24 protein-coding genes are annotated in these 24,705 nt (G+C 73.2%); 22 read left to right on the top strand and 2 right to left on the bottom strand.

Features of this window, described 5'->3' with window-relative positions; genetic code table 11:
* Positions 1-344 precede the first annotated feature (344 nt).
* The 20 genes from ACRB68_RS08810 (at position 345) to ACRB68_RS08905 (ending at position 21,073) form a co-directional block, all read left to right on the top strand.
* Entirely contained in the window at positions 345-1,028 is a 684-nt protein-coding gene (locus tag ACRB68_RS08810) for a TenA family transcriptional regulator (protein ID WP_153531603.1), read from the top strand.
* A complete protein-coding gene (locus tag ACRB68_RS08815) occupies positions 1,028-2,290 on the top strand; it encodes a 3-isopropylmalate dehydratase large subunit (protein WP_153531605.1) in 1,263 nt (420 codons plus the stop codon). The genes ACRB68_RS08810 and ACRB68_RS08815 overlap by 1 nt, the downstream gene beginning before the upstream one ends.
* Positions 2,287-2,793, top strand: a complete 507-nt coding sequence (locus ACRB68_RS08820) for a LeuD/DmdB family oxidoreductase small subunit (protein WP_153531607.1) — start codon at positions 2,287-2,289, stop codon at positions 2,791-2,793. Before ACRB68_RS08815 ends, ACRB68_RS08820 begins: the two co-directional genes overlap by 4 nt.
* Positions 2,794-2,865: 72 nt before the next feature.
* Entirely contained in the window at positions 2,866-4,110 is a 1,245-nt protein-coding gene (locus ACRB68_RS08825; RefSeq protein ID WP_153531608.1) for a cytochrome P450, read from the top strand.
* 11 nt (positions 4,111-4,121) lie between these two features.
* On the top strand, positions 4,122-5,885 hold the full coding sequence (locus ACRB68_RS08830; protein ID WP_194293215.1) for an AMP-binding protein: 1,764 nt from the start codon (positions 4,122-4,124) through the stop codon (positions 5,883-5,885).
* Positions 5,882-6,931 (top strand): UbiA family prenyltransferase, encoded by a 1,050-nt coding sequence (locus ACRB68_RS08835; RefSeq protein WP_153531612.1) that lies wholly within the window; start codon positions 5,882-5,884, stop codon positions 6,929-6,931. The genes ACRB68_RS08830 and ACRB68_RS08835 overlap by 4 nt, the downstream gene beginning before the upstream one ends.
* A complete protein-coding gene (locus ACRB68_RS08840; RefSeq protein WP_153531614.1) occupies positions 6,928-8,175 on the top strand; it encodes an acyl-CoA dehydrogenase family protein in 1,248 nt (415 codons plus the stop codon). Before ACRB68_RS08835 ends, ACRB68_RS08840 begins: the two co-directional genes overlap by 4 nt.
* Positions 8,172-9,269 (top strand): SDR family oxidoreductase, encoded by a 1,098-nt coding sequence (locus ACRB68_RS08845; protein WP_153531616.1) that lies wholly within the window; start codon positions 8,172-8,174, stop codon positions 9,267-9,269. Before ACRB68_RS08840 ends, ACRB68_RS08845 begins: the two co-directional genes overlap by 4 nt.
* Before the next feature lie 8 nt (positions 9,270-9,277).
* The gene (locus ACRB68_RS08850; protein ID WP_194293216.1) at positions 9,278-10,300 is read left to right on the top strand and encodes an SDR family oxidoreductase; all 1,023 of its coding nucleotides are present in this window, start codon (positions 9,278-9,280) and stop codon (positions 10,298-10,300) included.
* Positions 10,297-11,790 (top strand): PEP-utilizing enzyme, encoded by a 1,494-nt coding sequence (locus tag ACRB68_RS08855; protein ID WP_153531620.1) that lies wholly within the window; start codon positions 10,297-10,299, stop codon positions 11,788-11,790. The genes ACRB68_RS08850 and ACRB68_RS08855 overlap by 4 nt, the downstream gene beginning before the upstream one ends.
* Entirely contained in the window at positions 11,777-12,046 is a 270-nt protein-coding gene (locus ACRB68_RS08860; RefSeq protein ID WP_153531622.1) for an acyl carrier protein, read from the top strand. The genes ACRB68_RS08855 and ACRB68_RS08860 overlap by 14 nt, the downstream gene beginning before the upstream one ends.
* Positions 12,047-12,051: 5 nt before the next feature.
* Positions 12,052-13,080 (top strand): aldo/keto reductase, encoded by a 1,029-nt coding sequence (locus tag ACRB68_RS08865; protein ID WP_153531624.1) that lies wholly within the window; start codon positions 12,052-12,054, stop codon positions 13,078-13,080.
* Positions 13,077-14,549, top strand: coding sequence for a pyruvate, phosphate dikinase (locus ACRB68_RS08870; protein ID WP_153531625.1), 1,473 nt, complete (start codon positions 13,077-13,079; stop codon positions 14,547-14,549). The genes ACRB68_RS08865 and ACRB68_RS08870 overlap by 4 nt, the downstream gene beginning before the upstream one ends.
* Positions 14,546-15,301 (top strand): maleylpyruvate isomerase family mycothiol-dependent enzyme, encoded by a 756-nt coding sequence (locus ACRB68_RS08875; protein WP_153531627.1) that lies wholly within the window; start codon positions 14,546-14,548, stop codon positions 15,299-15,301. Before ACRB68_RS08870 ends, ACRB68_RS08875 begins: the two co-directional genes overlap by 4 nt.
* Before the next feature lie 57 nt (positions 15,302-15,358).
* Positions 15,359-15,976 (top strand): MarR family transcriptional regulator, encoded by a 618-nt coding sequence (locus ACRB68_RS08880; RefSeq protein ID WP_153531629.1) that lies wholly within the window; start codon positions 15,359-15,361, stop codon positions 15,974-15,976.
* A 12-nt stretch (positions 15,977-15,988) separates the two neighbouring features.
* On the top strand, positions 15,989-17,098 hold the full coding sequence (locus ACRB68_RS08885) for a DUF2332 domain-containing protein (protein WP_153531631.1): 1,110 nt from the start codon (positions 15,989-15,991) through the stop codon (positions 17,096-17,098).
* 70 nt (positions 17,099-17,168) lie between these two features.
* Positions 17,169-18,134: an ABC transporter ATP-binding protein gene (locus tag ACRB68_RS08890; RefSeq protein ID WP_153531633.1), complete on the top strand. Its 966-nt coding sequence runs from the start codon at positions 17,169-17,171 to the stop codon at positions 18,132-18,134.
* On the top strand, positions 18,131-19,228 hold the full coding sequence (locus ACRB68_RS08895; protein ID WP_153531635.1) for an ABC transporter permease: 1,098 nt from the start codon (positions 18,131-18,133) through the stop codon (positions 19,226-19,228). The genes ACRB68_RS08890 and ACRB68_RS08895 overlap by 4 nt, the downstream gene beginning before the upstream one ends.
* A 43-nt stretch (positions 19,229-19,271) precedes the next feature.
* Positions 19,272-19,832, top strand: coding sequence for a carboxymuconolactone decarboxylase family protein (locus tag ACRB68_RS08900; protein ID WP_153531637.1), 561 nt, complete (start codon positions 19,272-19,274; stop codon positions 19,830-19,832).
* 35 nt (positions 19,833-19,867) lie between these two features.
* Positions 19,868-21,073: a cytochrome P450 gene (locus ACRB68_RS08905; protein ID WP_153531639.1), complete on the top strand. Its 1,206-nt coding sequence runs from the start codon at positions 19,868-19,870 to the stop codon at positions 21,071-21,073.
* 93 nt (positions 21,074-21,166) lie between these two features.
* Here ACRB68_RS08905 and ACRB68_RS08910 read toward each other — a convergent pair whose 3' ends face one another.
* Positions 21,167-22,069, bottom strand: a complete 903-nt coding sequence (locus ACRB68_RS08910; protein WP_153531641.1) for a DUF6924 domain-containing protein — start codon at positions 22,067-22,069, stop codon at positions 21,167-21,169.
* A gap of 260 nt (positions 22,070-22,329) precedes the next feature.
* Here ACRB68_RS08910 and ACRB68_RS08915 point away from each other — a divergent pair, with 260 nt between their 5' ends.
* Together ACRB68_RS08915 and ACRB68_RS08920 are read left to right on the top strand one after the other, a co-directional pair.
* Positions 22,330-22,941: a hypothetical protein gene (locus tag ACRB68_RS08915; RefSeq protein WP_194293217.1), complete on the top strand. Its 612-nt coding sequence runs from the start codon at positions 22,330-22,332 to the stop codon at positions 22,939-22,941.
* Positions 22,942-23,445: 504 nt separating this feature from the next.
* Positions 23,446-23,913, top strand: coding sequence for a hypothetical protein (locus tag ACRB68_RS08920; protein ID WP_153531642.1), 468 nt, complete (start codon positions 23,446-23,448; stop codon positions 23,911-23,913).
* 262 nt (positions 23,914-24,175) lie between these two features.
* Here the strand turns inward: ACRB68_RS08920 and ACRB68_RS08925 are convergent, their stop codons facing one another.
* A complete protein-coding gene (locus ACRB68_RS08925) occupies positions 24,176-24,700 on the bottom strand; it encodes a hypothetical protein (RefSeq protein WP_153531644.1) in 525 nt (174 codons plus the stop codon).
* Positions 24,701-24,705: the final 5 nt, after the last annotated feature.

Here is a 24,705-nt window from a genome sequence, read left to right on the forward strand (position 1 = left end):
ACTTCCGTCCACATGACTGCTCGCAACAACCCGGTCGTCCCATCGGATCACCACTGTCCGAATCGAAGTGACCGGGCCGGCGCGCCCTTCTGGCGTCTCATATGGCGAGAAAGAGGCTGGCATCTCGGCCTGCCGCATGGTTACAGTCACCCTGCTCCAAGGTCATGCGATCAAGGATCGGCCTCTGTCGGGGTTCTCAGCATTCGAGATAGGCATATGTAACTCAGGCGAAACACATGACCCATTGGAGTCAGGTCGCCGGGGGCATAACCGTCCGATGCGCCGGGAATTGAACAGCGGCCCTTGACGCAATGCGTCATCGAAGCGAAGAGGGGTAATGTTTCATGCATTCTGACCTGATCGCGAAGTTAGACGAGCTCATCGACGAGCAGGCCTATGTCCGGCATTCGTTCACCGAAACCCTGGTGTCCGGCGGCGTGTCCCGTGAGCGCCTGAAGGACTGGGCCATCCAGAAATACCACCAGACCTTTCTGCAGAACGTCGGCTTCAGCGCGATCCACGCCCGCGCGATGCACCACGAGGACGTCCGGCAGTGGGAGATGGAACAGCTCATCGCCGAAGAGACCGCGATCCGGGACGGCAGTGACAGCCACTACAACCTGATGAAGCGGTTCGCGGTCGCCATGGGCGCGGGCGAGGACCTCGACGGCGTGCCGCCGGCCCCCGAGGTGATGGAGTTCATCGACTACCTCACGGGAACGTGCCTGAACGAGCACTTCGTCTACGGCCTGCTCGCCTTCTACGTGAACGAGCGCCAGACGCCCGCGGCCGTGCAGCGGATGTACGACCACCTCACCACCGAGATGGGCGTGTCCAAGCACGACGCGGAATGGTTCCTCGTGCACGGCGAAGTGGACGTCTACCACGCCCGCGAGGCCCGGGAGCTCATCGTGAAGTACGCCGGCGAGGCCCCCGGCTTCGAAACGCGCGCCGAGGAGCTGGTCCGGGCGTCCTGCGCCCAGTGGGTGAAGCTCCAGGACTTCTACTACTCGAAGATCGCGGCCTGATGCCCGCGCAGACCCTTGCCGAGCGCATTCTCAGCGAGAAGGCGGGCCACCCGGTACGGCCGGGCGAGGTGGTGGACGTCGAGGTCGACGTCGCGCTCACCCACGAGGTGCTCGGGCCGCCCACCTTCAAGATGTTCGAGGAGCTGGGCGTCCCGCTCTGGGACCCGGCGAAGGTGTTCGTCACCATCGACCACTTCGTGCCGGCGGCCACCGCCGACCAGGCCAACAACAACCGCGCCACCATCGAGGCGGTGGAGCGGCACGGCATCACCGGGACGGCCTTCTACGACGGCCCGAGCCACCAGACGCTCGCCGAGTCCGGCATGGTGCGGCCCGGCATGGTCGTCGTCGGCACCGACTCCCACACCTGCACGGCGGGCGCGCTCGGCGCGTTCGGCACCGGCATCGGCTCGACCGAGATGGCCGGGGTGTTCGCCACCGGCCGGATCTGGTTCCGGGTCCCGGCGGCGACCGCGGTGGCCCTGACGGGAACGCTCCCGCGCGGCGTCTACGCCAAGGACGTCGTGCTGCACCTGCTCGGCCGGGTGGGCGTCGCGGGGTTCCGGTACGAGTCCCTGGAATTCGGCGGCCCGGGCCTGCGCGGCCTGCCGATGGACGAGCGGATCGTGCTGGCCAACATGGCGGTGGAGCTGGGCGCCAAGGTCGGCCTGCTGGAGACCGACGCCGCGACCGCCGCGTTCCTCGATCCGGCCGGCGCCCCCGCCGGCCCGGCCGCCGAGCGCCGCATCGACCCCGCCGCGGACTACGGCCGGCGCTTCGACATCGACCTCGGCGACCTCGGCCCGATGGTGGCCCGGCCGCACAGCGTCGACAACGTCGTGCCCGTCGCGGAGGCCGCCGGGTCGGTCCGGCTCCAGCAGGCGTTCCTCGGCTCCTGCACCGGCGGGCGCCTCACCGACTACCGCAACGCGCTGGAGGTCCTGGACGGGCACACCGTCCACCCGGACGTGCGCCTGATCGTGACCCCCGCGTCGAAGCGGATCTACCGGCAGATGCTCGTCGAGGGCATGGTCGCGCGGTTCGCCGAGCTCGGCGCGATGGTGATGGCGCCCAGCTGCGGCGCGTGCGCGGGCCTGCAGGGCGGCGTGCTGGGCGACGGCGAGAACGTCGTCAGCTCCAGCAACCGCAACTTCGTGGGGCGGATGGGCAATCCGGGGGCGAACGTCTTCCTCGCCTCCCCCGCCACCGTCGCCGCGAGCGCCATCACCGGCACCATCACCGACCCGAGGACGTTCCTATGAAGGTCGAGATCCCCGGCCGATGCTGGAAGCTCGGCACCAACATCGACACCGACACCCTGTTCCCCGGCAGGTTCATGACGCTCGGCGGGGCCACCGCGCAGGGCGCCCTGCGCGGCCTGGCCGCGACCTACCCGGAGATGGCGGAGCGGTTCACCGCCGGGGACGCCTTCGTCGCCGGCGAGAACTTCGGCTGCGGCTCCAGCCGGGAGTACGCGGCCACGGCGGTGCGCGACATCGGCGTCCCGGTGGTCATCGCCCACAGCTTCGCGCGCATCTTCTACCGCAACTCCTTCAACGTGGGGCTCCCGCTCCTGGAGTACCGCGGCGGCACGCCGATCCCCGAGGAGGGGCCGCTGATCGCCGACCTCGCCACCGGGCAGATCACGCACATGCCGTCCGGGCAGGTCTACGCCGGCGTCCCCGTCGACCCCTACCTGCTGGACCTGCTCGCCGACGGCGGCCTGATGGCGCGGCTGCGCGAGCGCCTGCAGGTCCGGCGCTGACCCGCCCCTTCCGCACCGGCGGCGCCCACCGCGGCCCCGCATCCCATCGCCTTCACTCACCGGCAGGTACCGATGTCCACTGACACGCCTGAGCTGTCCGACATGCCCGAGCTGATCGAGCCGCTCGAGCTCAACATCTTCCGGCCCGAGTTCCTCGACGACCCCCGCCCCATCTACACCAGGCTGCGCGAACGCGCGCCGATCCAGTGGAGCGACGCGTTCCCGCCCGGCTTCTGGCTGGTCACCGCGCACGCCCCGGCGGCCGAGATCCTGCGCGACCCCCGCTTCGGCAAGTCGGAGTTCTGGGCGTCGGTGGGCGGGCGCGGCGAGCACGACGCCGCCGCGTTCCAGGTGGTGCGGCGCTGGATGTCGCAGCTGGACCCGCCGGACCACACCCAGGTGCGCAAGGTGTTCGGCCGGACGTTCATGCCGCGCATGGTGGAGCTGCTGCGCCCGCGCGTCGAGGAGATCGTGGCCGAGCTGCTGGACGGCATCGAGGGCCCGGAGGTCGACTTCGTCGAGGCGTTCGCGTTCCCGCTGCCGATCATCGTGATCTGCGAGATCCTGGGCGTCCCCGCGCAGGACCGCGACGACTTCAAGAAGTGGTCGGCGGACCTGGCGCGGTTGTTCGACCTCGACCTGACGCCGGAGTCGCTGGAGCGCAGCCAAAGCGCCGTGCTGAACTTCTCCGAGTACCTGCTGCGGCTGGTGCGCGCCCGGCGCGCCGACCCCCGCGACGACGTCCTCACCATGCTGGTCAAGGCGCACGACGAGCAGCAGATCAGCGAGGACGACATGGTCGCCAACGCGATCCTGCTGGTCTGGGCGGGCCATGAGACGACCATGAACCTGCTCGCCAACGGCGTGCTCACGCTGCTGCGCCACCCCGCGCAGGCCGCCGAGTTCACCGCCCGCCCGGCGGAGCTGGCCGAGCGGCTCACCGAGGAGGTCCTGCGTTTCGAGGGGCCGCTGCGCACGACCGCGCGGGTGGCGCAGGAGGACCTGGAGATCGCCGGCGTCCCGATCTCCAAGGGCCAGACCGTCATCATCCTGCCGCAGGCCGCCAACTCCGACCCCGCCGTCTTCCCCGACCCGCACGCGTTCCGGCTGGACCGCGAGCAGCCGCGCGCGCACCACACCTTCGGCGGCGGCATCCACTTCTGCCTCGGCGCCCCGCTGGCCCGGCTGGAGGGCGAGATCGCCTTCCGGCGGTTCTTCGAGCGCTTCCCGAACGCCCGCCTCACCGGCGAGGCCCCGCAGTGGAGCCCCAACCTGTTCCTGCGCGGCCTGTCCCGCCTTCCGATCGTCTTGTCTTGAAGGGGAATCGCGTGCACGTCAACGGACTGCTGGACTGGGTGCACGACCCGGTCCCCGGACGTCTCCTGCGCTTCCTGCAGGACGACGGGAGCTGGACCGAGTACTCCTACACCGGGCTGGCCGGCCGGGTGCGGGGGCTGGCCGCGCGGCTGACGGACGCCGGGCTGGACCGCGACGACACCGTGGTGATCGCGCACCGGACCGGCCCGGACTTCGTGGTCTCGTTCTTCGGGGTCCTGCTGGCCGGCGGCACCGTGTCGCCGCTCGCGCCGCCGGTCGCGCTCGGCACGGCGGCGAGCTGGCGGGCGCACGCCGCCCACGTCATCGGCACGGCCGGGGCCCGGTTCGCGCTGGCGGACGCCGACCTGGCCGACGAGACCGCCGCGGCCGCCGCAGACGCCGCGAACGCCGCGGACGCCGCCGGCACCGCCTGCCAGGTGCTCGTCCCGGACGACCGCGAGGAGGGTCCCGCACAGGCCCTCCCGCCCGCCCGGACCGCGCTGCTGCAGTTCACCTCCGGCTCGCGCGGGCCGACCCGGGGCGTGCGGGTGAGCTGGGCGAACCTCGAGGCGAACCTGGCGATGATCCACGAGTGGATCGGCGGCGGGTCCGAGTCCGGCGCCTCCTGGCTGCCGCTCTACCACGACATGGGGCTGGTCGGCGGGCTGCTGGTGCCCGTCGTCTACCAGATGAACCAGGGCCTGACCCGGCCCGAGCAGTTCATCATGACGCCGCTGCGCTGGCTGGAGCGGTTCGGCCGGCACGGCGGCGAGATCATGGTGATGCCCAACTTCGGGTTCGACTTCGTGGTCCGCCGCGTGCGTCCCGAAGCCCTGGAGGGCATGGACTTCTCCTCGGTCCGGGTGGTCATCACCGGCGCCGAGCGGATCCGCCCGGCGAGCCTGCAGGCGTTCGCCGCCCTGCTCCGGCCGCACGGCTTCGACCCGCGGACGCTCCAGCCCGCCTACGGCCTGGCGGAGGCGACGCTCGCGGTCAGCGGGAACGGGCTCGGCGAGGCGCCCCGCGTGGTGGCGGTCGCGCCGGGGCCGCTGCGCATCGGCGACACCGTCGTGCCGGTCCATACCGGCACGCTCGACGACTTCGCCGCCCACCCCGGCCAGGCGGACGGCGCGGACGGCGGCGGGCTGCTGTGGCATGTCGGCTGCGGGCGTCCCCTCTCCGGCACCACCGTGGAGATCGTGGACGACCTCGGCCAGGCGCTGCCGGAAGGCCGGGTCGGCGAGATCGCGGTGGCCGGCCCCGCGATCGCGCAGGGCTACGCCCGCGAGGACCGCGACGCCAGCACCCGCTTCGAGGACGGGCGGCTGCTGACCAGCGACGCCGGCTTCTTCCTGGACGGCGAGCTGTACGTGCTGGGCCGGATCGGCGACAGCCTCCAGGTGCGCGGCCGCAACATCTACGTGGAGGACCTGGAGCAGGCGCTGGCCGAAGAGGGGCTGTTCTCCTGGCATCGGATGGCGGTGCTGGCGGGCTTCGCCGGTGATGTGCCGACGGTGTGCGTGGTGTCGGAGGTGGCGGCGGACAGCGCCGCCGTCCTCGCCGTGCTCCAGCCGATCGTCGGCGCGGAGGTGGACGTCCGGGTCGTCCGGGTGCCGAAGCGCGGCATCGAGATGACCTCCTCGGGCAAGCCGCGCCGGCGGCTCATGTGGCAGCGGCTCCTCGCGGGCGAACTGGGCGGCGAGCCGGCCGTGGAGGCCGGGCCGGGCGGCGAGGCCGAGCCGGAGGCGGCGCTGGCCGCGGGGGAAGGGCGGTGAGCGGGCTGCGCCGGGCGGCGCTCACCTTCGAGGCGCTCTGGTGGATGACCCGCATCCACCTGTCGAACATCAACATGTGGCCCGCGGTGATGGGCGGGGTCGCCGCCGCGCACCCGCTCGGGGTGTGGCGGATCGTCGGGCTCGTGGTGTTCACCGCCGCCGCCGGGGGCGCGTTGTTCATCGTCAACGACATCCTCGACGCCGACGGGGACCGGGTGACCGCGCCCTACCTGCCGCTGCCGTCCGGGCTCGTCACGGTCGGGCAGGCCTGGGCGGCCACCGGCGCCTACTTCGCCGCGGGCATCGCCGCGCTCTACCTGGCCTGCGGGACGCCCGGCCGGTTCGGCGTCGCGGCCGGGCTGACCGCCGCGACCGTGGTGCTGTCCATGGCGTACTCCAAGGTCAAGGACGGCGGCGTCGTCGCCTCCGTGGTGATCAGCATCCCGCAGACCATCCCGGCGGTCATCGCCTGGTACCTCGCGGGCGGCGGCCGGCCGTGGGCGCTGGCGCTCGTGGTCGTGTACCACCTGACCGCCTGCGTCTCCAACAACATCCTCGCCGCGCTGCGCGACGTGGACCTCGACCCGCAGGTGGGCAACCGGACGCTGCCGGTACGGCTCGGCGCGGCCCGCGCGTTCCGGCTCGCCGCCGTCGTCGCCTACCTCGCGCTGGTACCGGTCGCGGCGCTGTCGGCGCTGCTGCCGAGCTGGACCGGGCTGCCGGTGGCGGCCGTGGCGCTCGTCCTCATGGCGGGCAGCCACCGGCGCACGCTGGCGACCTTCGGCGAGCCCGGGCGGGGCCGGATCCAGCGCATGGCCGACATGAAGGTCTTCAAGAGCGGTGAGTTCGTGCGGCACATGGCGGTCGTGGCGTGCTTCTCGGTGCCGGCCGCGGCGGTCACCGGGGCCGCCCTCTACCTCATGTTGTGGGGCGGTGGCCGCGTCTACCGCGCCCGGATGATCAACGGCGGCATCCGCCGGTCGCTCGGGATCGTTCCGACCGCCGGGCCGGCCGACCGGCCCAGAGAGAGCGAGGGCGTGGCATGACGGTGACCGAGCAGACGGCAGCCGGGCCGGCGGTGCCGGAAGAGGCACGGGCCGAGACGACGCTGTTCGCGGGCGGCCTGACCGGCCCCGCGGTGGACGCCTTCCGTGCCCGGACCCGCGACGCGATCGCGCAGACCGTGCTGCCGCACGTCGAGGACGCCGAGGCGGCCGGGCTGTTCCCCCGCGAGGCCTACCGCGGGTTCGCCGGGACCGGCCTGGTCCGGGAGCGCTGGGCGGGCGCCGGCGACACCGGCAAGGGCATGATCATCGCCGAGGAGATGGGGCGGGCGGGCTGCGGCGGCGTCGCCGTCGGCATCAGCCTCACCATGGAGACGGTCGCCGCGGCGCTGCGGCGCTACGGCGGCGCGGCGCACGGCACGACGCTGCAGGACGTGCTGGACGGCCGGTCCGTCGGCTGCTTCGGCGCCTCCGAGCCGGCCGGCGGGTCCGACCTCAACGGCCTGCGGACCACCGCGACCCGCGTCCCCGAAGGCTGGCACGTGCGGGGCGAGAAGAAGTACCTGTCGCTCGGGCGGGTCGCCGACTTCGCGCTGCTGCTCTGCCGCATGGAGGAGGAGAACCAGGGCTCGCTGGCGCCGCTCGGCCTGTTCCTGGTGCCCGGTACGGCGCTGCGGACCGTCAAGCCGCTCACCAAGGTCGGGACCAGCTCCCTCGACACCACCTGGATGTCGGTCGACACCGTCGTCCCGCACGAGGCGATCGTCGGGCGGCCCGGCCTGGGGCTGGCGGTCGCCTCGTGGGCGCTCAGCCACGAACGGCTCGCGGTCGCCGCGCAGGTCGCCGGGGTCGCCGGCCGGGCCATCGGCCTGGCCACCGCGCACCTGCACCGCCGCGAGCAGTTCGGGGTGCGGCTCATCGAGCACCAGGCGCTGCGGCTGCGGCTGGCCGAGCTCGCCTCCGAGCTGGCCGTGCTGCGCTTCGCGGTGTACGGCGCGGCGGCGGCCGGGCCCGGCGGGTGCGGGATCCGCGAGACCGCCGCGATCAAGGTGACGGCGGTCCGGTTCGCCGAACGGGTCACCAGCGAGTGCATGCACCTGTTCGGCGGACCCGGCTACCTGGAGGACGAGACGCCCATGGCCCGGATGTGGCGCGACGTGCGGCTGGGCCGCCTCGGCGGCGGCAGCGACGAGATGATGTGGGAGCTGGTCGCGGGCGGGCTGGTCCCCGACATCGCCGAGTACGACCGGACCGTGGACACCTCGTGCGGCGAGGTGACCGCGTGAGGCTCCTCGTCGCCGGGATGACCGGGCAGCTCGGCGCGGGCATCGCCGAGGTGCTGCCGCCGGACGTCACCGTCGTGCCCGTGCTGCGGGACCGGTCGGCGGCCCGCCACCCGGTCCCGCCGGAGCTGCGCGAGACCGCCGTGCGCGGCGACGTGCTGCGGCCCGGCTGGGGCCTGGCCGAGGACGATCTGGCCGCGCTGGCCCGGGACGGCGTGGACGCCGTGGTGAACCTGGCGGGAGAGACCAACTGGGCGGGCCGCTCCGCCGACCTCATCCGCACCAACGTGCTGGGCGCCGAGCACGGCTACGGGCTGGCCCGCCGGTTCGGCGTGCCGTACGTGTACGCGAGCTCGATCTATGTCGCGGGGGCCATGCTGGGCACCGTGCCCGAGGCCCCGCTGCCGAGCGGCGGGGACCGGACCGCCTACGAGCAGTCCAAGTGGCTGGCCGAGCAGCGGCTGTGGCAGCTCGCCGCCGAGCCGGGCGCGGTCCCGCTGCTGGTCACGCGGGTGTGCGCGCTGGTCGGCAACAGCGTCACGGGCAAGACGCTGAAGCGCAGCTCCCTGTACCTGCTGGCGGACCGCTGGAACGACCTGCCCGCCGGGATCCTGCCGGTGATGCGCGGGGCCCTCGTCGACGCGCTGCCCCGCGACCAGGCCGCCGAGGTGCTGCTGCGCGCGGTCCGCGCGATGGCGGACCGGCGCCCGGACCGGCCGCTGGTCTGCCACCTCGGGACGGGCGGCACCGCGCCGAGCGTGCGCGGCCTGCTGGACGCCGCGCACGCGCTGGACCCGGACCGGTTCCGCCGGGAGCCGCGCACCCTGCCCATCGCGGGCCGGCCGATGGCGTGGCTCACCCAGAACGCCGACCGGTTCGCCGCGCTCGATCCGTCCTGGCACAACGCCCTGATCGGGCTGCGCTACGTGGCCTGCGAGCGGGTGTTCCCGCGGGCCGTGCTGGCCGGTCTGGTCGGGTCCGACCTGCCGGACGGCGACGCCGAACTGCTGGCCCGGCTGGTGTTCGGAGTCGACCGGCGGTCCTACGACGAGCCGAGAGAGCTGACCGCTTCGAGGATGGCGAGGTTCCCCGGATGAGCGGTGACATGAGAACAGAGGACAAGGAAGCGGTGGCCGAAGGAACGGTGCTGGTGCTCGGCGGGTCGGGCTATCTCGGCCGCGCCGTCAGCCTGGCGCTGGACGCGGCCGGCTGGGACGTCGTCGCGCTGTCGCGGTCGGGCACCGCCGCCGCCGGGCGCGGTGTGCGCGGCGACGTGACGCGGCACAACCTGGGGCTGTCCGGCGACGAGGCCGCCGCGCTGCGCGGTTCGGTCACCCGGATCGTGAGCTGCTTCGGCAGCGTCGACTGGTCGGCCGGTCCCGCCACCGCGCTGGACCTGCACGCGGCGGGTGTCCGCACCATGCTCAGGTTCGCCCGCGACTGCCCCGGCCTCGGCGGCCTGGTGCACGTGTCGTCGCTGCTGGCCTTCGGCCGCGCCGAGGGCGTCGTCGGCAACCGCGAGCTGTACGTCGGCCAGACCTTCCGCAACTGGTACGAGTACGGCAAATACCATGCGGAGGCGCTGGTCCGGGAGGCCCGCGACCTGCCGATCACGACCATCCGGTTCGGGCCGCTGCTCGGGCCCGACCCGTCGGGGGCCCCGCTGAACGCGGCGGACGGGCTGCCGGCCGTGCTGCCCTACCTCGTGCAGGGCTACCCCGTGCACCTGCGCGACGGCGGGCGGTTCCCCAGCTACGCGGGCGACGTGGCGTGCGCCGCCGAGCTCGTCGGGCGCGCCGTCGCGCGGCCCGCGGCCGGCGCCACCTGGACCTGGTACGACCCGGACCTGCCGACGGTCTCGGAGGTGCTGCACCGATTGTGCCGCCCCTGGGGCGTGGTGCCCAAGATCGTGGACTGGCCGGCCGTGGGCCGGCTGCAGCGCCTGGTGGCCGGCCGGATCGGCCTGCCCAAGGCGCTCCTGGACTACGCCGAACCCTGGTTCCAGATCGACCCGGCCGTGCTCTCGGCGCTGCCGGGCGGGATCCCGCGGTGCCGGCCCGGATACCTCGACGCGACCGGGGCCGCGCTGCGCGCCCCGGACGCAGACCTGCAGGGAAGTTTCGTATGACCGGGCGATTCCCCGAGATCGACATCGACGCACATCCGCGCTTCAGCGTCTACTCCGCCGGAAACCTGGGGGAGGTCGCGCCGCAGCGGCTGTCGCCCATGTCGTGGTCGCTGGTCGGCACGCCCATGGAGCGCGGGACCCGCCGGCTGGTCCGCCGCATATGGGGCGACCGGCCGTGGGGCCAGGGCGACCACTACGTGTTCCTCGGCTACTTCGGCTGCAAGCCGTACCACAACCTCTCGGCGTACGCCCATCTGGCGCGGCAGCTCCCCAGGGTCGCGCCCGAGGACGTCGCCGACGCCTACTTCGAGGGGGTGGCGGCGCCGCAGACCGCGGCGCGGCGCGAGAGCGGCTACAACCGGATGGCCGCCGTCCCCCGGCTGGTCCGCGAACTCGGGCGGCTCGGCCCCACCCTGCGCCGGCTGGAGGAGGACGTCTTCCTCGTCGAGCAGCACGCCCGCACCGCCATCGGGCTGCGCTCGGAGGCGGGGCTGGCCGAGACGCTGCTGCGCGCCGCGGACCTGCTGGACGACGCCTGGGCCACGCACATCATCACCACGACCGGGCTGGTCCCGCTGACGGTCGTGCAGCGCGCGGTCAACAAGCGCCTGCTCGGCTCGTACGGCGAGGTGGAGCCGTGGCTGAACCGCCCCCGCGAGCTGGTGTGGAGCCGGCTGCACGACTTCGCCGGCGACGAAGGGGCGCTCCTGCCCGGCGAGTTCCTCAACTCCTCGTTCTACGAGGTGGCCGACGACCAGATGCCGTGGCGGCAGTTCGCCGTACGGCACAAGGCGGTCACCGAGGGCAACGCGAACGCGCGCGGGCTGGTCGACCCGGCGGAGGCGCAGTGGGGGATGCTCGGCGGCGTGCGCGGCCGGGTCGTCCAGTCGATCGCGCGGGTGATCGGCGAGACCATGTCGTCCCGCGAGCACTCCAAGTCGCTGGTCATGCGGCTGCTGCACGTCCACCGCCGGACGCTGCCGGTCCTGGCGGAACTGTGGTCGGTGGACGCCGGCGTCTGGCCGTACCTCACCATCGAGGAGTTCCGCCGGCTCTACCGCGAGCCGGGCCTGGCCGACCAGGTCCCGGCGCGGCGCGCGGCGTGCGAACGCGCCATCGTGACGCCGATGCCCGAGCACCTCGACCTCGGCGGCGCCGCCCCGCGCAGCTGGGCCGACGACGCCCCCAAGCAGGCCCGGGGCGTGTCGCCGGGCCGCGTCACCGGCGTCGTGGTGCACGCCGAGGACGACCTGCCCGAGGACGTCCCGTGCATCCTCGTCTGCGAGTCCGCCGACGCCGACGTGGCGCCGCTGCTCGGCTTCGTGGACGGGGTGCTGACGCAGCGCGGCAGCGACATGTCGCACATCGCGATCCTGTCCCGCGAGTACCACCTTCCGGCGGTCGTGGGATGCGCGCTGGTGAAGGACCTGAAACCCGGTGACACGGTCACCATCGACGGCACGACAGGAGAGGTCTATGTCGAACGCTGAACTCGGTACCGCCGATGAGTTCCTCACCGAGATGGAGGACATCTACGCCGACCTCAAGCAGGTCAGGCGCAGCATCCGGCTCGGCGACGTCATCGCCAAGGACCTCGGGGTGGACTCCCTGGACGCCCTGGAGATGCTGGTGGTGCTGGAGAACACCTACGGCGTGACGCTGGTGGGGAACCCGCAGGTCGCCGCGGTGGAGACCGTCGGCGACCTGCACACCCTGCTCGGCGCCCTCACCGGCGCGAGGGCGTGATGGGCATGGAGTACCGCCGGCTCGGCGGGTCCGGCGCGCGGGTCAGCGCCTACGGCCTCGGCACGATGATGTTCGGCGCGTCCGGGGGGCAGGGGCCCGAGGAGGCCGACCGGATGGTCGGCCTCGCCCTGGACCGCGGGATCAACCTGATCGACACGGCCGACGCCTACGCGGGCGGCGAGTCCGAGCGCATCCTCGGGCAGGTCCTGAAGGGCCGCCGCGACCAGGTGTTCCTCGCGACGAAGTTCCACATGCCGACCGGGCCCGGCCCCAACGACCGCGGCAACTCGCGCCTGCACATCATGCGCGCCGTCGAGGCCAGCCTGTCCCGCCTGGACACCGACCACATCGACCTGTACCAGGTGCACCGGCCCGACCCCGACTGCGACATCGACGAGACCCTGGGCGCGCTCACCGACCTGGTCCGCCAGGGCAAGGTCCGCTACATCGGCACGTCGGCGTTCCCGCCGGAGCTCCTCGTGGAGTCGGCGTGGACCGCCGAGAAGCGGCTGCGGGAGCGGTTCGTGGCCGAGCAGGCGCAGTACTCGGTGCTGAACCGGGCGGTCGAGTCCGGGGTGCTGCCGACGTGCCGGCGGCTCGGCATGGGCGTGCTGGTGTGGAGCCCGCTGGCGGGCGGCTGGCTGACCGGCAAGTACCGGCGCGGCCAGGAGTTCCCGGCGGGTTCGCGGGCGGCCGAGCAGAAGGTCACCGTCCGCTTCTTCAGCGACAGCCCCGAGAACGCCCGCAAGTACGACATCGTGGAGCAGCTGGAGCAGCTCGCCGAATCGCGCGGCCTCAGCCTGCTGCAGCTCGCGCTCGCCTGGGTGGACACCCACCCGGCGATCACCTCGACGCTGCTCGGGCCGCGCACCGCCGCCCAGCTCGGCGGCCTGCTGGACGCGGCCGGCGCCACCCTGGACGCCGAGGCGCTGGACCTGATCGACCTGCTGCTGCCGCCGGGCGCCGACACCAACCCCGCCGATCTCGGCTACACCCCGCCGTGGATCTCCGACGCCTCCCGGCGGCGCCGGTGAGCGGAACCCGCACCCGCACCACCACCTACGCGCACGCCTTCGAGGACGCCGCCCGGATCCCGCCCGCCGAGCGGGCCGCCCTGCTCGGCGGGAAGGGCGCCGGGCTGGTCCGGATGACCGAGGCGGGCCTGCCGGTCCCGCCCGGGTTCGTCCTGTCCACCGCGGCCGGGCTGGCGTTCCTGGAGAACGGCGAGCCGCCGCCGGGCCTGCGCGCGGAGGTCCGCGCCCAGATGGACCGGCTGGCCCGCCGCCTGGGCCGGGTCTTCGGCGGCGGGCCGTCCCCGCTGCTGGTGTCGGTGCGCTCCGGCGCGGCGGTGTCCATGCCGGGAATGATGGACACCTTGCTGAACATCGGGCTCGTCCCGGCGGCGGCGGCCGCGCTGGACGCCCGCACCGGGGATTCCGGATACGCCCGGCGTTCGGCCCGCGCCCTGGCCGAGGCCCACGCCGGCCTCGGCCTCGGCCCGGTGTCCGGCGACCCCTACGAGCAGTTGTTCACCGCGATCGACGCGGTCTTCTCCTCGTGGCGGACCGAGCGGGCGACGGAGTACCGGCGGCTGCACGGGCTGCCGGACGAGGGCGGCACCGCCGTCACCGTCCAGGCCATGGTGCTCGGCGACCTGCCCGGACCGGGCGTCTCGGGCACCGGCGTGCTGTTCACCCGCGACCCGGTGACCGGCGAGCCCGGCGCCGTCGGGGAGTTCCTGCCGGACGGGCAGGGCAGCGGCCTGGTCGACGGCACCCGCACCCCGGGCCCGCTGGCCGACCTGGCGGCGCGGGCGCCCGGGGTGCACGCCGACCTGCTGCGCCACGCGGCGGCGCTGGAGGCGATGTACGCCGACATGTGCGACATCGAGTTCACCGTCGAGGACGGCACGCTGTGGCTGCTCCAGGTCCGGCCCGGCAAACGGACGGACGCCGCGGCGGCCCGCATCGCGCTGGACCTCGTGGCGGAGGGCACGATCGACCGGGCCGAGGCGGTCCGGCGGGCCGGGGACCGCACCGGCGCGGTCGCGTCGGCCGCGCCGGGCACCGACCTCGGCCCGGTCCTGTGCACCGGGCTGCCCGCCTCCCCCGGGATCGCCACCGGGCGGGTGGTCTTCGACGCCGACGCCGCGCTGGACATGGCCGACAGCGGGGAGACCGCCGTCCTCGTCCGGGAGTTCACCGAGCCGTCCGACATCCACGGGATGGCCGCCGCCGGCGCGATCCTCACCGCGACCGGCGGCCGGATGAGCCATGCCGCCGTGGTCGCCCGCGAACTGGGCGTGCCGTGCGTGTGCGGCGCCGCCGCGCTGGCCTTCGAGGCCGGCACGGTCCGGATCGGCGGGCGGCCGCTCGCCGCCGGGGACGTCGTGACGGTGGACGGCACCGGCGGCCGCGTGCACGGGCCGGCCGCCGCGGCCGTCACCACCACGCCGGCCCGGACGGCCTACCAGGAGCGGCTCGCCGAGTGGGCCGGGGCATGACGCCCGAGGTGGCCGGGCTGGTGCTGCTGCTCGGCCAGGTCCAGGACGAGCTGGCCGGGCTGCTGGCGGACCGCCCGGACGCCGACTGGCTCCGGGACACGCCGGCGCCGCGCTGGACCGTCCGCGACCAGGTCGCGCACCTGGCCGACACCGAGGAGGTCGCGCTCGCCACGCTGACCGGCGGAGACCGGGCGTTCGCCCGCGCCCTGTCGGGCCACGCCGACGCCGACGCGTTCACCGAGGCGGGCTGCGAGCGGGGCCGCGCCATGACGCCCGGGCAGGTGCTGCGGTGGTGGCGGACGGCCGCCGCCGCGACCCGGGCCGCGTTCACCACGGCCCCCGAAGACCTGCGGGTCCCGTGGGGCCTCGGCATGAGCGTGGCCGACTTCGCCCGGGCCCGTCTCATGGAGCACTGGGCGCACGGCCTGGACATCCGGGCCGCGCTCGGCGCCGGCCCCGCCCACGACGCCGCACTGCCGCAGGTGGCCCGGCTGGCCCTGGCGAGCGTGCCGTACGCGGTGGCGCGCGCCGGGCTGCGCCGCCCGCCGGGCCGCACGCTGCGGCTCGCGCTGACCTCGGGCGCCGGCCAGCACGAGTTCGGGCCTGCCGACGCCACCGACACGGTGACCGGGCCGCTGGACGCCTGGTGCCGGATCGCGGTGCGGCGGCCCCGCGCCGGGGACACCGCCGCGCTCACCGCCACCGGCCCGCTCGCCGAACTGGCCGTCCGGCACGCCCGCGCCTACCTATGACCACGGGCTTATGACCTCGGGCTATGACCACGGGCCCATGACGCCGAAGGAGACACGATGCCGAACACACCGAGCACCCTGAGCACCCCGGACACGCTCAACACACTGAACTCCTTGACGATCAAGGGGCTGGCGCAGGCGGCGGAGCTGTCCCGGGCCACCGGCACGCCGGAGCCGGAGCTGGCCGCCCGGCTGGAGGAGCTGGCGGCCGCCGGGCTGGTCCGGCAGCGCACCGGCCGGATCAGCGGCTGGTCGGTCACCCCGGAAGGCCGCGCGCACCGCGACGAGCTGCTGCGCGCCGAACTCGCCGAGCACGGCGCGCACGCCGCCGTGGAGGCCGCCTACACCGCGTTCCTGCCGCTGAACGACGAGGTCAAGGCGCTCTGCACCCGCTGGCAGGCCGACCGGGACGAAACCGCGGCGCGCACCGCGCTCGACGGGATCGACGCGGCCCTGCCCTCCGTCCTGGCCCCCGTCCTGGCCGGGCCCGCCGCCGCGCTGCCGCGGTACGGCCGGTACGTGGCGCGCCTGGCCGCGGCCGCCGAGCGGTTCCGCTCCGGCGAGCCCACCGCGCTCACCGCCCCCCGGACGGAGAGCTTCCACGACATCTGGATGGAGCTGCATGCCGACCTGCTGGCCACGCTCGGCCGGACCCGTACCTCCGCCGACGGTTGAGGAGGACGTCCGATGACCACCGACCCCACAGGAGAACTGGCCGCCCTGCGCGTCGAGTTCCAGAGCTTCGTGGCCCGCGAGGGCAAGGACTACTCGCCGCTGTACGAGCGGCTGTCGGCCATCGCGGCGGACGAACCCGACGTGCTGCGGCTGCTCCTGCCCGCGCCGCCGGAGTTCCGCCGCTACACCCTGTTCTTCGCGTCCCTGCACAGCGTGCTGGCCGAGAACCCCGACGACCCGCTGGCCGCCTGGTTCCCCACGGTGAGCGGGCGGCCGCCGAGGGCGGACGACCCGGCCGAGGCGTTCACGGCCTTCTGCCGCCGCCACGCCGGCGCGATCGCCGAGCGCGTCGCGGTGAACCGGACCCAGACCAACGAGGTCGGCCGGTCGGCGGCGCTGCTGCTCGGGCTCGCCCGCGCCGCGGCCCGGGCCGGGGACGCGCCGCTCGGCCTCATCGAGCTCGGCTGCAGCGCGGGCCTCAACCTCGGCGCCGACCGGTTCGGCTACGCGTACGAGAACGGGCCGGTGCTCGAGGCCCCCGACTCCGACGTGGTGATCCGCTCCCGGCTGGAGGGCGACTGGACCGGCCTGCTGCCCGCCGCCCGGCCGGCGGTGGCCTGGCGGGCGGGCCTGGACGCCGCGCCGATCGACGTGACCGACGACCGCGCGGTCGGCTGGCTGGCCGCCTGCGTGTTCGGCGACCACGCCGAGCGGGCCGTCCGGCTGCGCGCCGCCGTCGCGGCGGCCCGCAAGGACCCGCCCCGGCTGCTGCGCCGGACCCTCCCCGACGGCGTCGCCGAGCTGCTCGCCGAGGTGCCGGACGGGGTGTACCCGTGCCTGATGAACTCCTGGGTCCTGTCCTATGTGGACCCCGGCGCGGTCGCGCGGGTGCTGGAGGCGGTGCGGGAGTACTCGCGGCTGCGGCCGGTGAGCTGGGTGACGCTGGAGCCGTCCGGGTCGGTCCCGGGGTTCGGCGTGCCGATCCCCGCGGGAGCGCAGCCGCCCACCCTGCTCGGGGTGTCGCACTTCGCCGGCGGCGAGCGCACCGACGAGTTCCTCGCGGTGACCCATCCGCACGGCGCGTGGATCCGGCGCCGCTCTCCCGACCACGACCCCGCCTGATGGCCCCGGCCCCGCCGGAGCCTCTCCCACCGACCGACTCCATGAACGACCAGCGCGTAAGGGGTTCTGCATGCCTCAGCTCGACCTGCCGGTGGCCAGGACCGAAGGAACCGGCACTCCGATCACGCTGAGCCGGATAGCGATGAGCTTCGGCGACGTGCGCGCCCTGGCCGGGGTCGACCTCACGGTCAAGGCCGGGAGCGTCCTCGGCCTGCTCGGCCAGAACGGCGCCGGGAAGACCACGCTGATGTCGATCGCGGCGGGGCTGCTGCGCCCCGACGAAGGCGACGTCAGGGTGGACCCCGGCACCCGGATCGGGCTCATGCCGCAGGAGCACGCCCTCTACCCGATGCTGACGGCGGAGGAGAACCTGCGGTTCATCGCCCGCGCGGTCGGGCTGCCGAAGGCCTCCGTCGACGCCGAGGTCGCCCGCGTCCTCGGCGCGGTGAACCTCGCCGACCGCAAGGACCAGCGGGTGGGCGGGTTCTCCGGCGGCATGAAGCGCCGCATCGGGTTCGCCGCCGCCATCCTCGGCGGCCCCGGCGTGCTGCTGCTCGACGAGCCGACCGTCGGCGTCGACCCCCAGTCGCGGCTCCTGCTGCTGGAGCTCATCGAGCAGGAGGCGGCGCGCGGCGCGGGCGTCGTCTACTCCACCCACTACATGGAGGAGGTCGGGCGGCTCGCCCGCGACGTCGTGATCCTGCACGAGGGCCGGGCCCGCTTCGCCGGCACCCTGGAGTCGCTGCTGGCCGCGCAGGGCACCGCGCACCTCGAACTGCGCCTCACCGGCCCGGGCACCGAGGCGCTGCGCGCCGCGCTCGACGCCGACCCGCGCGTCGAGGGCAAGGCCGAGGCCGCCACCGCCGCGGACGGCACCTGCGTGCTGCGGCTGCCCGCGCCCGACCGCCTCGCCGCCGTACAGGTCGTGTCCGACCTCGGCCGCACCTTCGACGTGCACATCGACGACCTGCGGTTCGACGCGCCGAGCCTCGAATCGGCCTTCATCGCGCTGACCGGAAGCGAGACCGACTCATGACCGACACCGCGGCCCCCCGCGCCGTGCCCACCCCCACGCCGGCCCCGGTCCCGCCCGCGGCGCGGATCGCCAAGGGGGCGGCCTTCGCGGCCCTGTTCCGCAAGGAACTCACCATCTACCGCCGCGACCCGCTGCTGCTCATCATGCTGTTCGCCGTCCCGACCGTGCTGACGCTGTTCCTCGCGCCCGCGCTCGGCGGCGCGTTCGCGCTGTCGCACGAGCCGCCCGCGTACGTCCTCGTCGGGACGCCCGGGCCGGGCGACGCCAAGAACCTCGGGCGGCCCGAGGCCACGGTGACGCTCGCCGAGGCCAAGGACCGCGTGGCCCGGGGCACCACGCCGTTCGCGCTGGTCCGCGAACCCGGCGCGGCCCCCTACGTCATCGCCGACCCGACCCTGCCGGTGCTGGTGCCCGTGTTCCTGGAGCACCTGTCCGGCGGTGCCGACGCGGCCGTCGTCTCACCGACCGGCAAGCCCTACCGGGACGCCGCCAACCCCTACCAGCAGAGCCTGTTCGGGTTCGCGCTGCTCAACGTCTTCTTCGCGGGCGCGCACGCCGCGCAGGCGCTGCACCGCGAACGCAACTGGGGGACCTGGAACCGGGTGCTGTCGCTCGGCCTCGGCAAGGGCGCCATCCTGCTCGCCAAGATGCTGCCCATCGCGCTCATCGCCGCCGCCCAGGAGATCCTGCTCATCGGCGGCGGCAGCCTGCTGGTCGGCATCCCCATCCAGAACCCGCTGTTCCTGCTGCTCGGCGCGCTGGCCACCGGCGGCGTCGTCGCCGCGGCGGCCTGCCTGCTCGCGGCCGTCTCGGCGAACGACGCGCAGGTCCCCCAGTTCAACAACCTGCTCACGCTGCTCGGCGGGGCGCTCGCCGGGGCGCTGGTGCCCGTCGCGCTCATGCCGTCGTGGGCGCAGCTGGTGGCCCCCGTCTTCCCGCAGTACTGGGTGATCGACCTGCTGAAGGGCGCGACCAGCCGGGGCGCGTCGGTCCCGGCGATGACGGCCGACCTGCTCGTCCTGCTCGGCTACACCGCCCTGTTCGGGCTCATCGGCCGGTACGGCATGCGCTGGGAACGGCTCCGGCACGCCTGACCCTTCGCCGTCCCGACCAGAAACCACAGAAAGGACCGGACCCATGCCGCCGAGGATCGAACCGGCCGACCCGCAGGCCGACGAGAAGGCCGCCGGCGTGCTCGCCGCGATGACCAAGGCCATCGGGCTCGCCGAGCCGCTGCAGCTGTTCACGGTGGTCGCCCGGCACCCCGAGCTGGCCGCGGCGCTCACCGAGCCCACCACGCTGCTCATCCAGGGCGCGCGCACCGACCGGGCCGAGCGCGAACTGGTCATCCTGCGGACCTGCGCGCTCGCGGACTGCCGGACCGAGTGGGGCATCCACGCCACCGCGCTGCTCACCGCCGGCCTGCTCACCGAGGACCGCCTGGACGCCACCTGGTCCGGCGCCGACCCCGGCTGGACCGACCGGGAACGGCTCGCCCTGGACCTGGCGGAGTCCCTGCACCGCACCGCCGATCTCGACGACGACCTGTGGCGGCGCTGCCGCGCCGTCTGGAGCGACGAGGAGGCCCTGGAACTCATCGCCGCCGCCGGCCACTACCGCCTGGTGTCGCTGCTCGCGAACGCCACGCGGGTGCCCGCCGAGCCCTGGGCCCGCCGCGTCCCCGGCTCCGCCGCCTGATCCCCCCGGCCCGCCCGAGAACCCTGGAGGACCGAATGCTGTTCGACCCTTTCGCCGAGGGCTTCCTCGACGACCCCTACCGGCACTACGCCAAGGTCCGCGAGCAGGAGCGGGTCCACTTCAGCCCGCTGCTGAACCAATGGATGATCACCGGCTACGCCGAGATCCAGACGATGCTGCGCGACCCCAGGATCGGCCGCGGCGACACCACCCGCTTCTTCGGCGCCTTCGAGCCGGAGTCGCCGGTGGACCTGTTCTCCCGTGAATGGATCTTCGGCATGGACCCGCCGGACCACCAGCGGCTGCGCCGCCTGCTCGGCCAGTCCTTCACCCCCCGCGTCATCGACTCGCTGCGGCCGTTCGTGCAGAGCCGGGTCGACGAGCTGCTGGACGAGGCCGTCGCGGACGGCGGCATGGACGTCATCAGCGACTTCGCCTACGGCCTGCCCGCCGCCGTGATCTGCCGGATGCTCGACATCCCCATGGACGCCTGGGAGGACTGCAAGCGCTACTCGGCGCAGGCGCTCCCCCTGGTGGACCCGGGCATCACCCCCGAGCAGCTCGCCCTGGCCAACGAGTCGGCCGTCTGGTTCACCGACTTCTTCGGCGCCCTGGTGCGGGAGCGCCAGAAGAACCCGGGCGACGACCTGCTCAGCGCGTTCTGCCAGGCCGAGTACAAGGGCGACCGGCTGTCGGACGAGGAGCTGGTGCAGAACGCGATCTTCCTGTTCGTCGCCGGGCACGAGACGACCACCAACCTCATCGGCAACGGCCTGTACGCGCTGCTGCGGCACCCCGAGCAGTACGCGGCGCTGACCGCCCGGCCCGACCTGGTGCCGAACGCGGTGGAGGAGATGCTGCGGTACGACTCGCCGGTGCAGTACGTCGGGCGGGTCGCGCTGGAGGACACCGAGGTCGGCGGGGTCGCGATCGCCAAGGGCACCGGCATCCTCGGCGTGGTCGGCGCGGGCAACCGCGACGCCGACCGGTTCCCCGACCCCGACGCGTTCGACATCGACCGGCCCGACTGCCAGCCGCTGTCGTTCGGCCACGGCATCCACTTCTGCATCGGGTCGGCGCTGGCCCGGATGGAGGCCCACACCGCCTTCGCCGCCCTGCTCGAGCGCACGCGGCTGCGGCTGGTGAAGGCCGAACGCCGCCCGCTGTTCGCGATGCGGGGCCTGGCCGAGCTCACGGTCGAGGTCACCGGCCCGGACGAGGGCGTCACCGCCTCGAACTGAGACCGCCCAGGGCCCGGCCGGCTCCCCGCCGGCCGGGCACGTCCCCCGCCGGCGCGCAATGCCGAGGCCGATGACGCGGGGACCGTCGGCCGGTTATTCGCTGAAGTCCATGCCGTCGAACTCGGCGAAGTCCATGTTGGCGAGCTCCAGATTGACCGCCACCGAGCCGGCCTCGGCGAGAGGGATGCGGATGGCATGGCCCGGGGTGTCGTACAGGTCCACCAGCAGCAACGGGTGGCCGGGCTCGGCCAGGGCCGTGGCGTCCGCGAGCGCGACCATGGTGGTGTTCCTGCCCGGCGGCACCAGGGCGGGGGCCTGCCCCGGCTGGAGGTCCTCGAACGCGCGGTCGTCCACCACGAGGACACAGAACTCCACCTCCTCGTAGTACTGCCCCTCATCGGATTCTTCGTCGTCCGCCGGCTCCCCAAGGGCGGACATAAGGGCGCGCCATCCCTGCTCGTCGGCGAAGCCGGTGCGGACCAGCAGCGTCACCTCGGGGGCGGCGGGCAGCTGCGGAAACGAGGTCCGGACCACTTCCGTCGGTGCGGGGACCGACGGAGCGCCGCCGTCGCCGCGGTAGTGGCCGAAGCGGTCCATGCCGCGCACGAGCTCGCCGAAGGCCAGGGAGCCTTCCGCCAGCTCGGTGAGAATGCGGCCGAGCTCGTCCGACGGGACCCGGACCCCGCGGCCCGGTATCCCCTTCAGATCCACGAGCAGCACGTCGTCGCCGCCGAATACCGCGGAACTGTCCGCAACGGCGATGACCGGCGCATCCCCACCCTCGACAAGGGCGGGGAGGTTGCCGCCCTGGAGGTAGTCCCACCGGGGATCCGCCACGGCCCGAAGGCGCATGCCGCCGCTCAACACCACCACGTCGCCGTCCCGCCCACCGAGGTCGTCGAAGACCTCGCCCCACTCGGCTTGGCCCTTGCAGTAACAGGTGCAGACGAGCAGCACTTCGCCGGGCGCGGGCGCGGGAAGCCTCGGATAGGACATGGGCCCCTCCATCTCATCGGGCCCCGAACGGCCCACCCGCCGATTCTGCGGCCCCCCACCGACAGAACACCGGCACCCGTTCGGACCCCTGTCGCAGGAGGAGCGCACCGCGCCGCCGTCGCGTCCACCGAGGTCGTCGAAGACCTCGCCCCACTCGGCCTGGCCCTCGTGGTAACAGGTACAGACGAGCAGCACCTCGCCGGACGCGGACGCAGGAAGCCTGCGGATACCCCATGGGCCCCCTGCCCTACCGTGGCGAAATGACAGGCTTCGGAGCACTTCTGGCGCGGCTGCCGGCCTACCAGCAGACCGACCTCGGCGCCCTGACCACAGCAACCGGAATCACCGAGTCCGATGTCCGCGCCGTGCTGAACGGCATGACGCCGTCTCCGTCACTGCTGCGGGACGCCATGCCCCTGACAGCGGAACAGCGACACCGATTACGCCAGTTCGCCCGGGCACTGCCGCAAGAAGAGCGCACCACGCCAACGCCACCGCCGCGTCCCTGGCAGCACTACCCACCGGGCCCCGGCGCCGTGATCGTCGGTCTGCTCCACAACCGCAATCTGGACTGGCTGAGTGCGGCCAGGACCTTGGGCACCCTGACCGACCGGTACCTGTCCGCGGCCACGATCGGAATGGTGGGCAGAGGCCGCGTGGAACCGACCCCGGATCTGCTGGCGGACTTCGCCACGATGCTGGACATCCCGGCCGGCATCCTGACCGCCCTGACCGGCATCGGCCTCCCCGAGCCCACCCCAGCGGAGGCCGGAATGGCCGAACTGATCTGGGAAGCCCGGCGCCTGCCCCTCGCCCAACTGGACCAGGTCCGCGCCCAGGCGGCCCGCCTGCGGCAGTCACATCTGCCGTGATTCCCGTGCCGGTAGAGCCCGCCGCCGACACAAGGTCCTCAGCGCTGGGTTCACGCTCAGGGTGAAGCCGCGATAACGCCGGTCATGTCTGGCCGATCCTGGCCATGATGGAGACCTCCGCAGAATCCTCCAGGACTCCCCCTTTGGCGTCACCGCGGCCCTTACATCTCTTCTGAACAGCAGGTCATGAGGCAGTTGCTATTGACGGCCGAATTCATGGATCGCTCCAGAACAGAGCCTCGACCAGGCCGCAGCCTGGCGCGATGGACATTTTCGATCTGGACGATCACGCTTGGCGCAATGTAACTTCTGCCCCGCGGGGAAAATGATCGCTTCGGGGAGGCTGTCATGAAAACAACGGGGTTCAGAACGCGCTCCATGCTTCGATCCAGCGCGACCGCCGTGACACTGGGGATCGTCGCGATCACCGCGATCCCAGCGAACGCCCAGACAGCCCCAACGCCCTCCCGGACCCCGGCAGCCGGACCCGACCGCCATTGCGTAGTGCATCCGGACAACGCACAGACCTGCTATTCGAGCTTCCGGCGGGCCATGGCGGATGCCACCGGCGGTCAGATCACCAACGCACCCGACAGCGGGCGGGCCGCCGCCACGGACGCGGCCCTGGATGCCAGGATCAACGATCTCGCGAAGCACGCCTCCAAAGCCGGGACGGCCGCGCGAAGGCCGGTCGTCGTCGGCATTGAATGGTCCAACCGGGACGCCAGGGGAAGTAGCTGGATCATCGAGTTCTTCGACAGGTGCCGACGCGGCTATTACTTCGTCCGCAACCTCGGGGGAAACTGGTGGAATGACCGCATCAGCTCTTACAAGTCCTATGCCGGCTGCCGCGTGAACCATTACGAGAACCAGAACGCCAGGGGATCCTCAACAGGCTGGCACTATGGCTACGTCTCCTACATCGGGAACGCGATGAACGACCAGACCAGCTCGGTCATGTGGAGCAGCTGAGCTCGCAGTACACCTGGCGAGCGGCGCGCTTCTCTCACTACGCCGAAACCCCCAGTGAGGTCTTCTCAGCGAAGTTGATCCGCTGGGGCGGGGTGATGCCACGTCATGGCGCCGGCACTGTGACCGCGCCGGGATCGGGCCTGCATGCCCGACCCGGTGCAGGCGCTGGAACAACGATGTTCGTAGGGCTGGACGTGCACCGGCCCGTCCGGAACAGCGGTGGAGAGCACTCCAGCACATCCCCCTCAGAGCGTCGGCAAGTTCAGCGGGCCGACAAAGCGGGGAGATTGAACTGGCGGCATTCGGTGCCGGGGAGGACGGCGATCTGTCCGTTCTTCAAAACGCAGGCCACAAGCGTCTTGGGCACGGGATGGCCCACATTGGGATCGGTGTCCTTGTCCACTCCGGATCGGCCCAGGCGCAGAAACCCTTGCCGGAAGAGCGAGGCGCACGAGGGGACCGGATCGTAGATCTGGGCCGGTCCGGGGTCCTCGGGAAGGCTTGCGCGGCTGAGTTCCGTGTAAGCGCGGCCGTCAGGATCACCAATGCTGTAGCAGCGGATCATGTCATGCTGCTTGGCCGGCCGCGGTTCACGCGTGGTGAGAACCAGTGCTCCGGTGGTGACCGCGACGGCCGTGACCGCACCAGCGCAGGCGAAGACGACCTGCCGTCGCCGGCGCGGCCGCGCGACCGCCAGCAGCAGCCGCTTGCGCTCGGCCAGCCGGGGAACCGGCATCGACCTGGCCGGAGTCGGCTCGGCCTGCATCGCGGACATCTCATCGTTCATCGCTG

It is taken from the genome of Actinomadura macrotermitis, from assembly GCF_009604375.1.
GTDB lineage: Bacteria > Actinomycetota > Actinomycetes > Streptosporangiales > Streptosporangiaceae > Spirillospora > Spirillospora macrotermitis.

Bases quoted from the DNA above. Each gene is read 5' to 3' on its own strand.
- ACRB68_RS08810 (WP_153531603.1), top strand. From the start codon at position 345: ATGCATTCTGACCTGATCGCGAAGTTAGACGAGCTCATCGACGAGCAG.
- ACRB68_RS08815 (WP_153531605.1), top strand. From the start codon at position 1,028: ATGCCCGCGCAGACCCTTGCCGAGCGCATTCTCAGCGAGAAGGCGGGC.
- ACRB68_RS08820 (WP_153531607.1), top strand. From the start codon at position 2,287: ATGAAGGTCGAGATCCCCGGCCGATGCTGGAAGCTCGGCACCAACATC.
- ACRB68_RS08825 (WP_153531608.1), top strand. From the start codon at position 2,866: ATGTCCACTGACACGCCTGAGCTGTCCGACATGCCCGAGCTGATCGAG.
- ACRB68_RS08840 (WP_153531614.1), top strand. From the start codon at position 6,928: ATGACGGTGACCGAGCAGACGGCAGCCGGGCCGGCGGTGCCGGAAGAG.
- ACRB68_RS08850 (WP_194293216.1), top strand. From the start codon at position 9,278: ATGAGAACAGAGGACAAGGAAGCGGTGGCCGAAGGAACGGTGCTGGTG.
- ACRB68_RS08855 (WP_153531620.1), top strand. From the start codon at position 10,297: ATGACCGGGCGATTCCCCGAGATCGACATCGACGCACATCCGCGCTTC.
- ACRB68_RS08860 (WP_153531622.1), top strand. From the start codon at position 11,777: ATGTCGAACGCTGAACTCGGTACCGCCGATGAGTTCCTCACCGAGATG.
- ACRB68_RS08865 (WP_153531624.1), top strand. From the start codon at position 12,052: ATGGAGTACCGCCGGCTCGGCGGGTCCGGCGCGCGGGTCAGCGCCTAC.
- ACRB68_RS08875 (WP_153531627.1), top strand. From the start codon at position 14,546: ATGACGCCCGAGGTGGCCGGGCTGGTGCTGCTGCTCGGCCAGGTCCAG.
- ACRB68_RS08880 (WP_153531629.1), top strand. From the start codon at position 15,359: ATGCCGAACACACCGAGCACCCTGAGCACCCCGGACACGCTCAACACA.
- ACRB68_RS08885 (WP_153531631.1), top strand. From the start codon at position 15,989: ATGACCACCGACCCCACAGGAGAACTGGCCGCCCTGCGCGTCGAGTTC.
- ACRB68_RS08890 (WP_153531633.1), top strand. From the start codon at position 17,169: ATGCCTCAGCTCGACCTGCCGGTGGCCAGGACCGAAGGAACCGGCACT.
- ACRB68_RS08895 (WP_153531635.1), top strand. From the start codon at position 18,131: ATGACCGACACCGCGGCCCCCCGCGCCGTGCCCACCCCCACGCCGGCC.
- ACRB68_RS08900 (WP_153531637.1), top strand. From the start codon at position 19,272: ATGCCGCCGAGGATCGAACCGGCCGACCCGCAGGCCGACGAGAAGGCC.
- ACRB68_RS08905 (WP_153531639.1), top strand. From the start codon at position 19,868: ATGCTGTTCGACCCTTTCGCCGAGGGCTTCCTCGACGACCCCTACCGG.
- ACRB68_RS08910 (WP_153531641.1), bottom strand. From the start codon at position 22,069: ATGTCCTATCCGAGGCTTCCCGCGCCCGCGCCCGGCGAAGTGCTGCTC.
- ACRB68_RS08915 (WP_194293217.1), top strand. From the start codon at position 22,330: ATGACAGGCTTCGGAGCACTTCTGGCGCGGCTGCCGGCCTACCAGCAG.
- ACRB68_RS08925 (WP_153531644.1), bottom strand. From the start codon at position 24,700: ATGAACGATGAGATGTCCGCGATGCAGGCCGAGCCGACTCCGGCCAGG.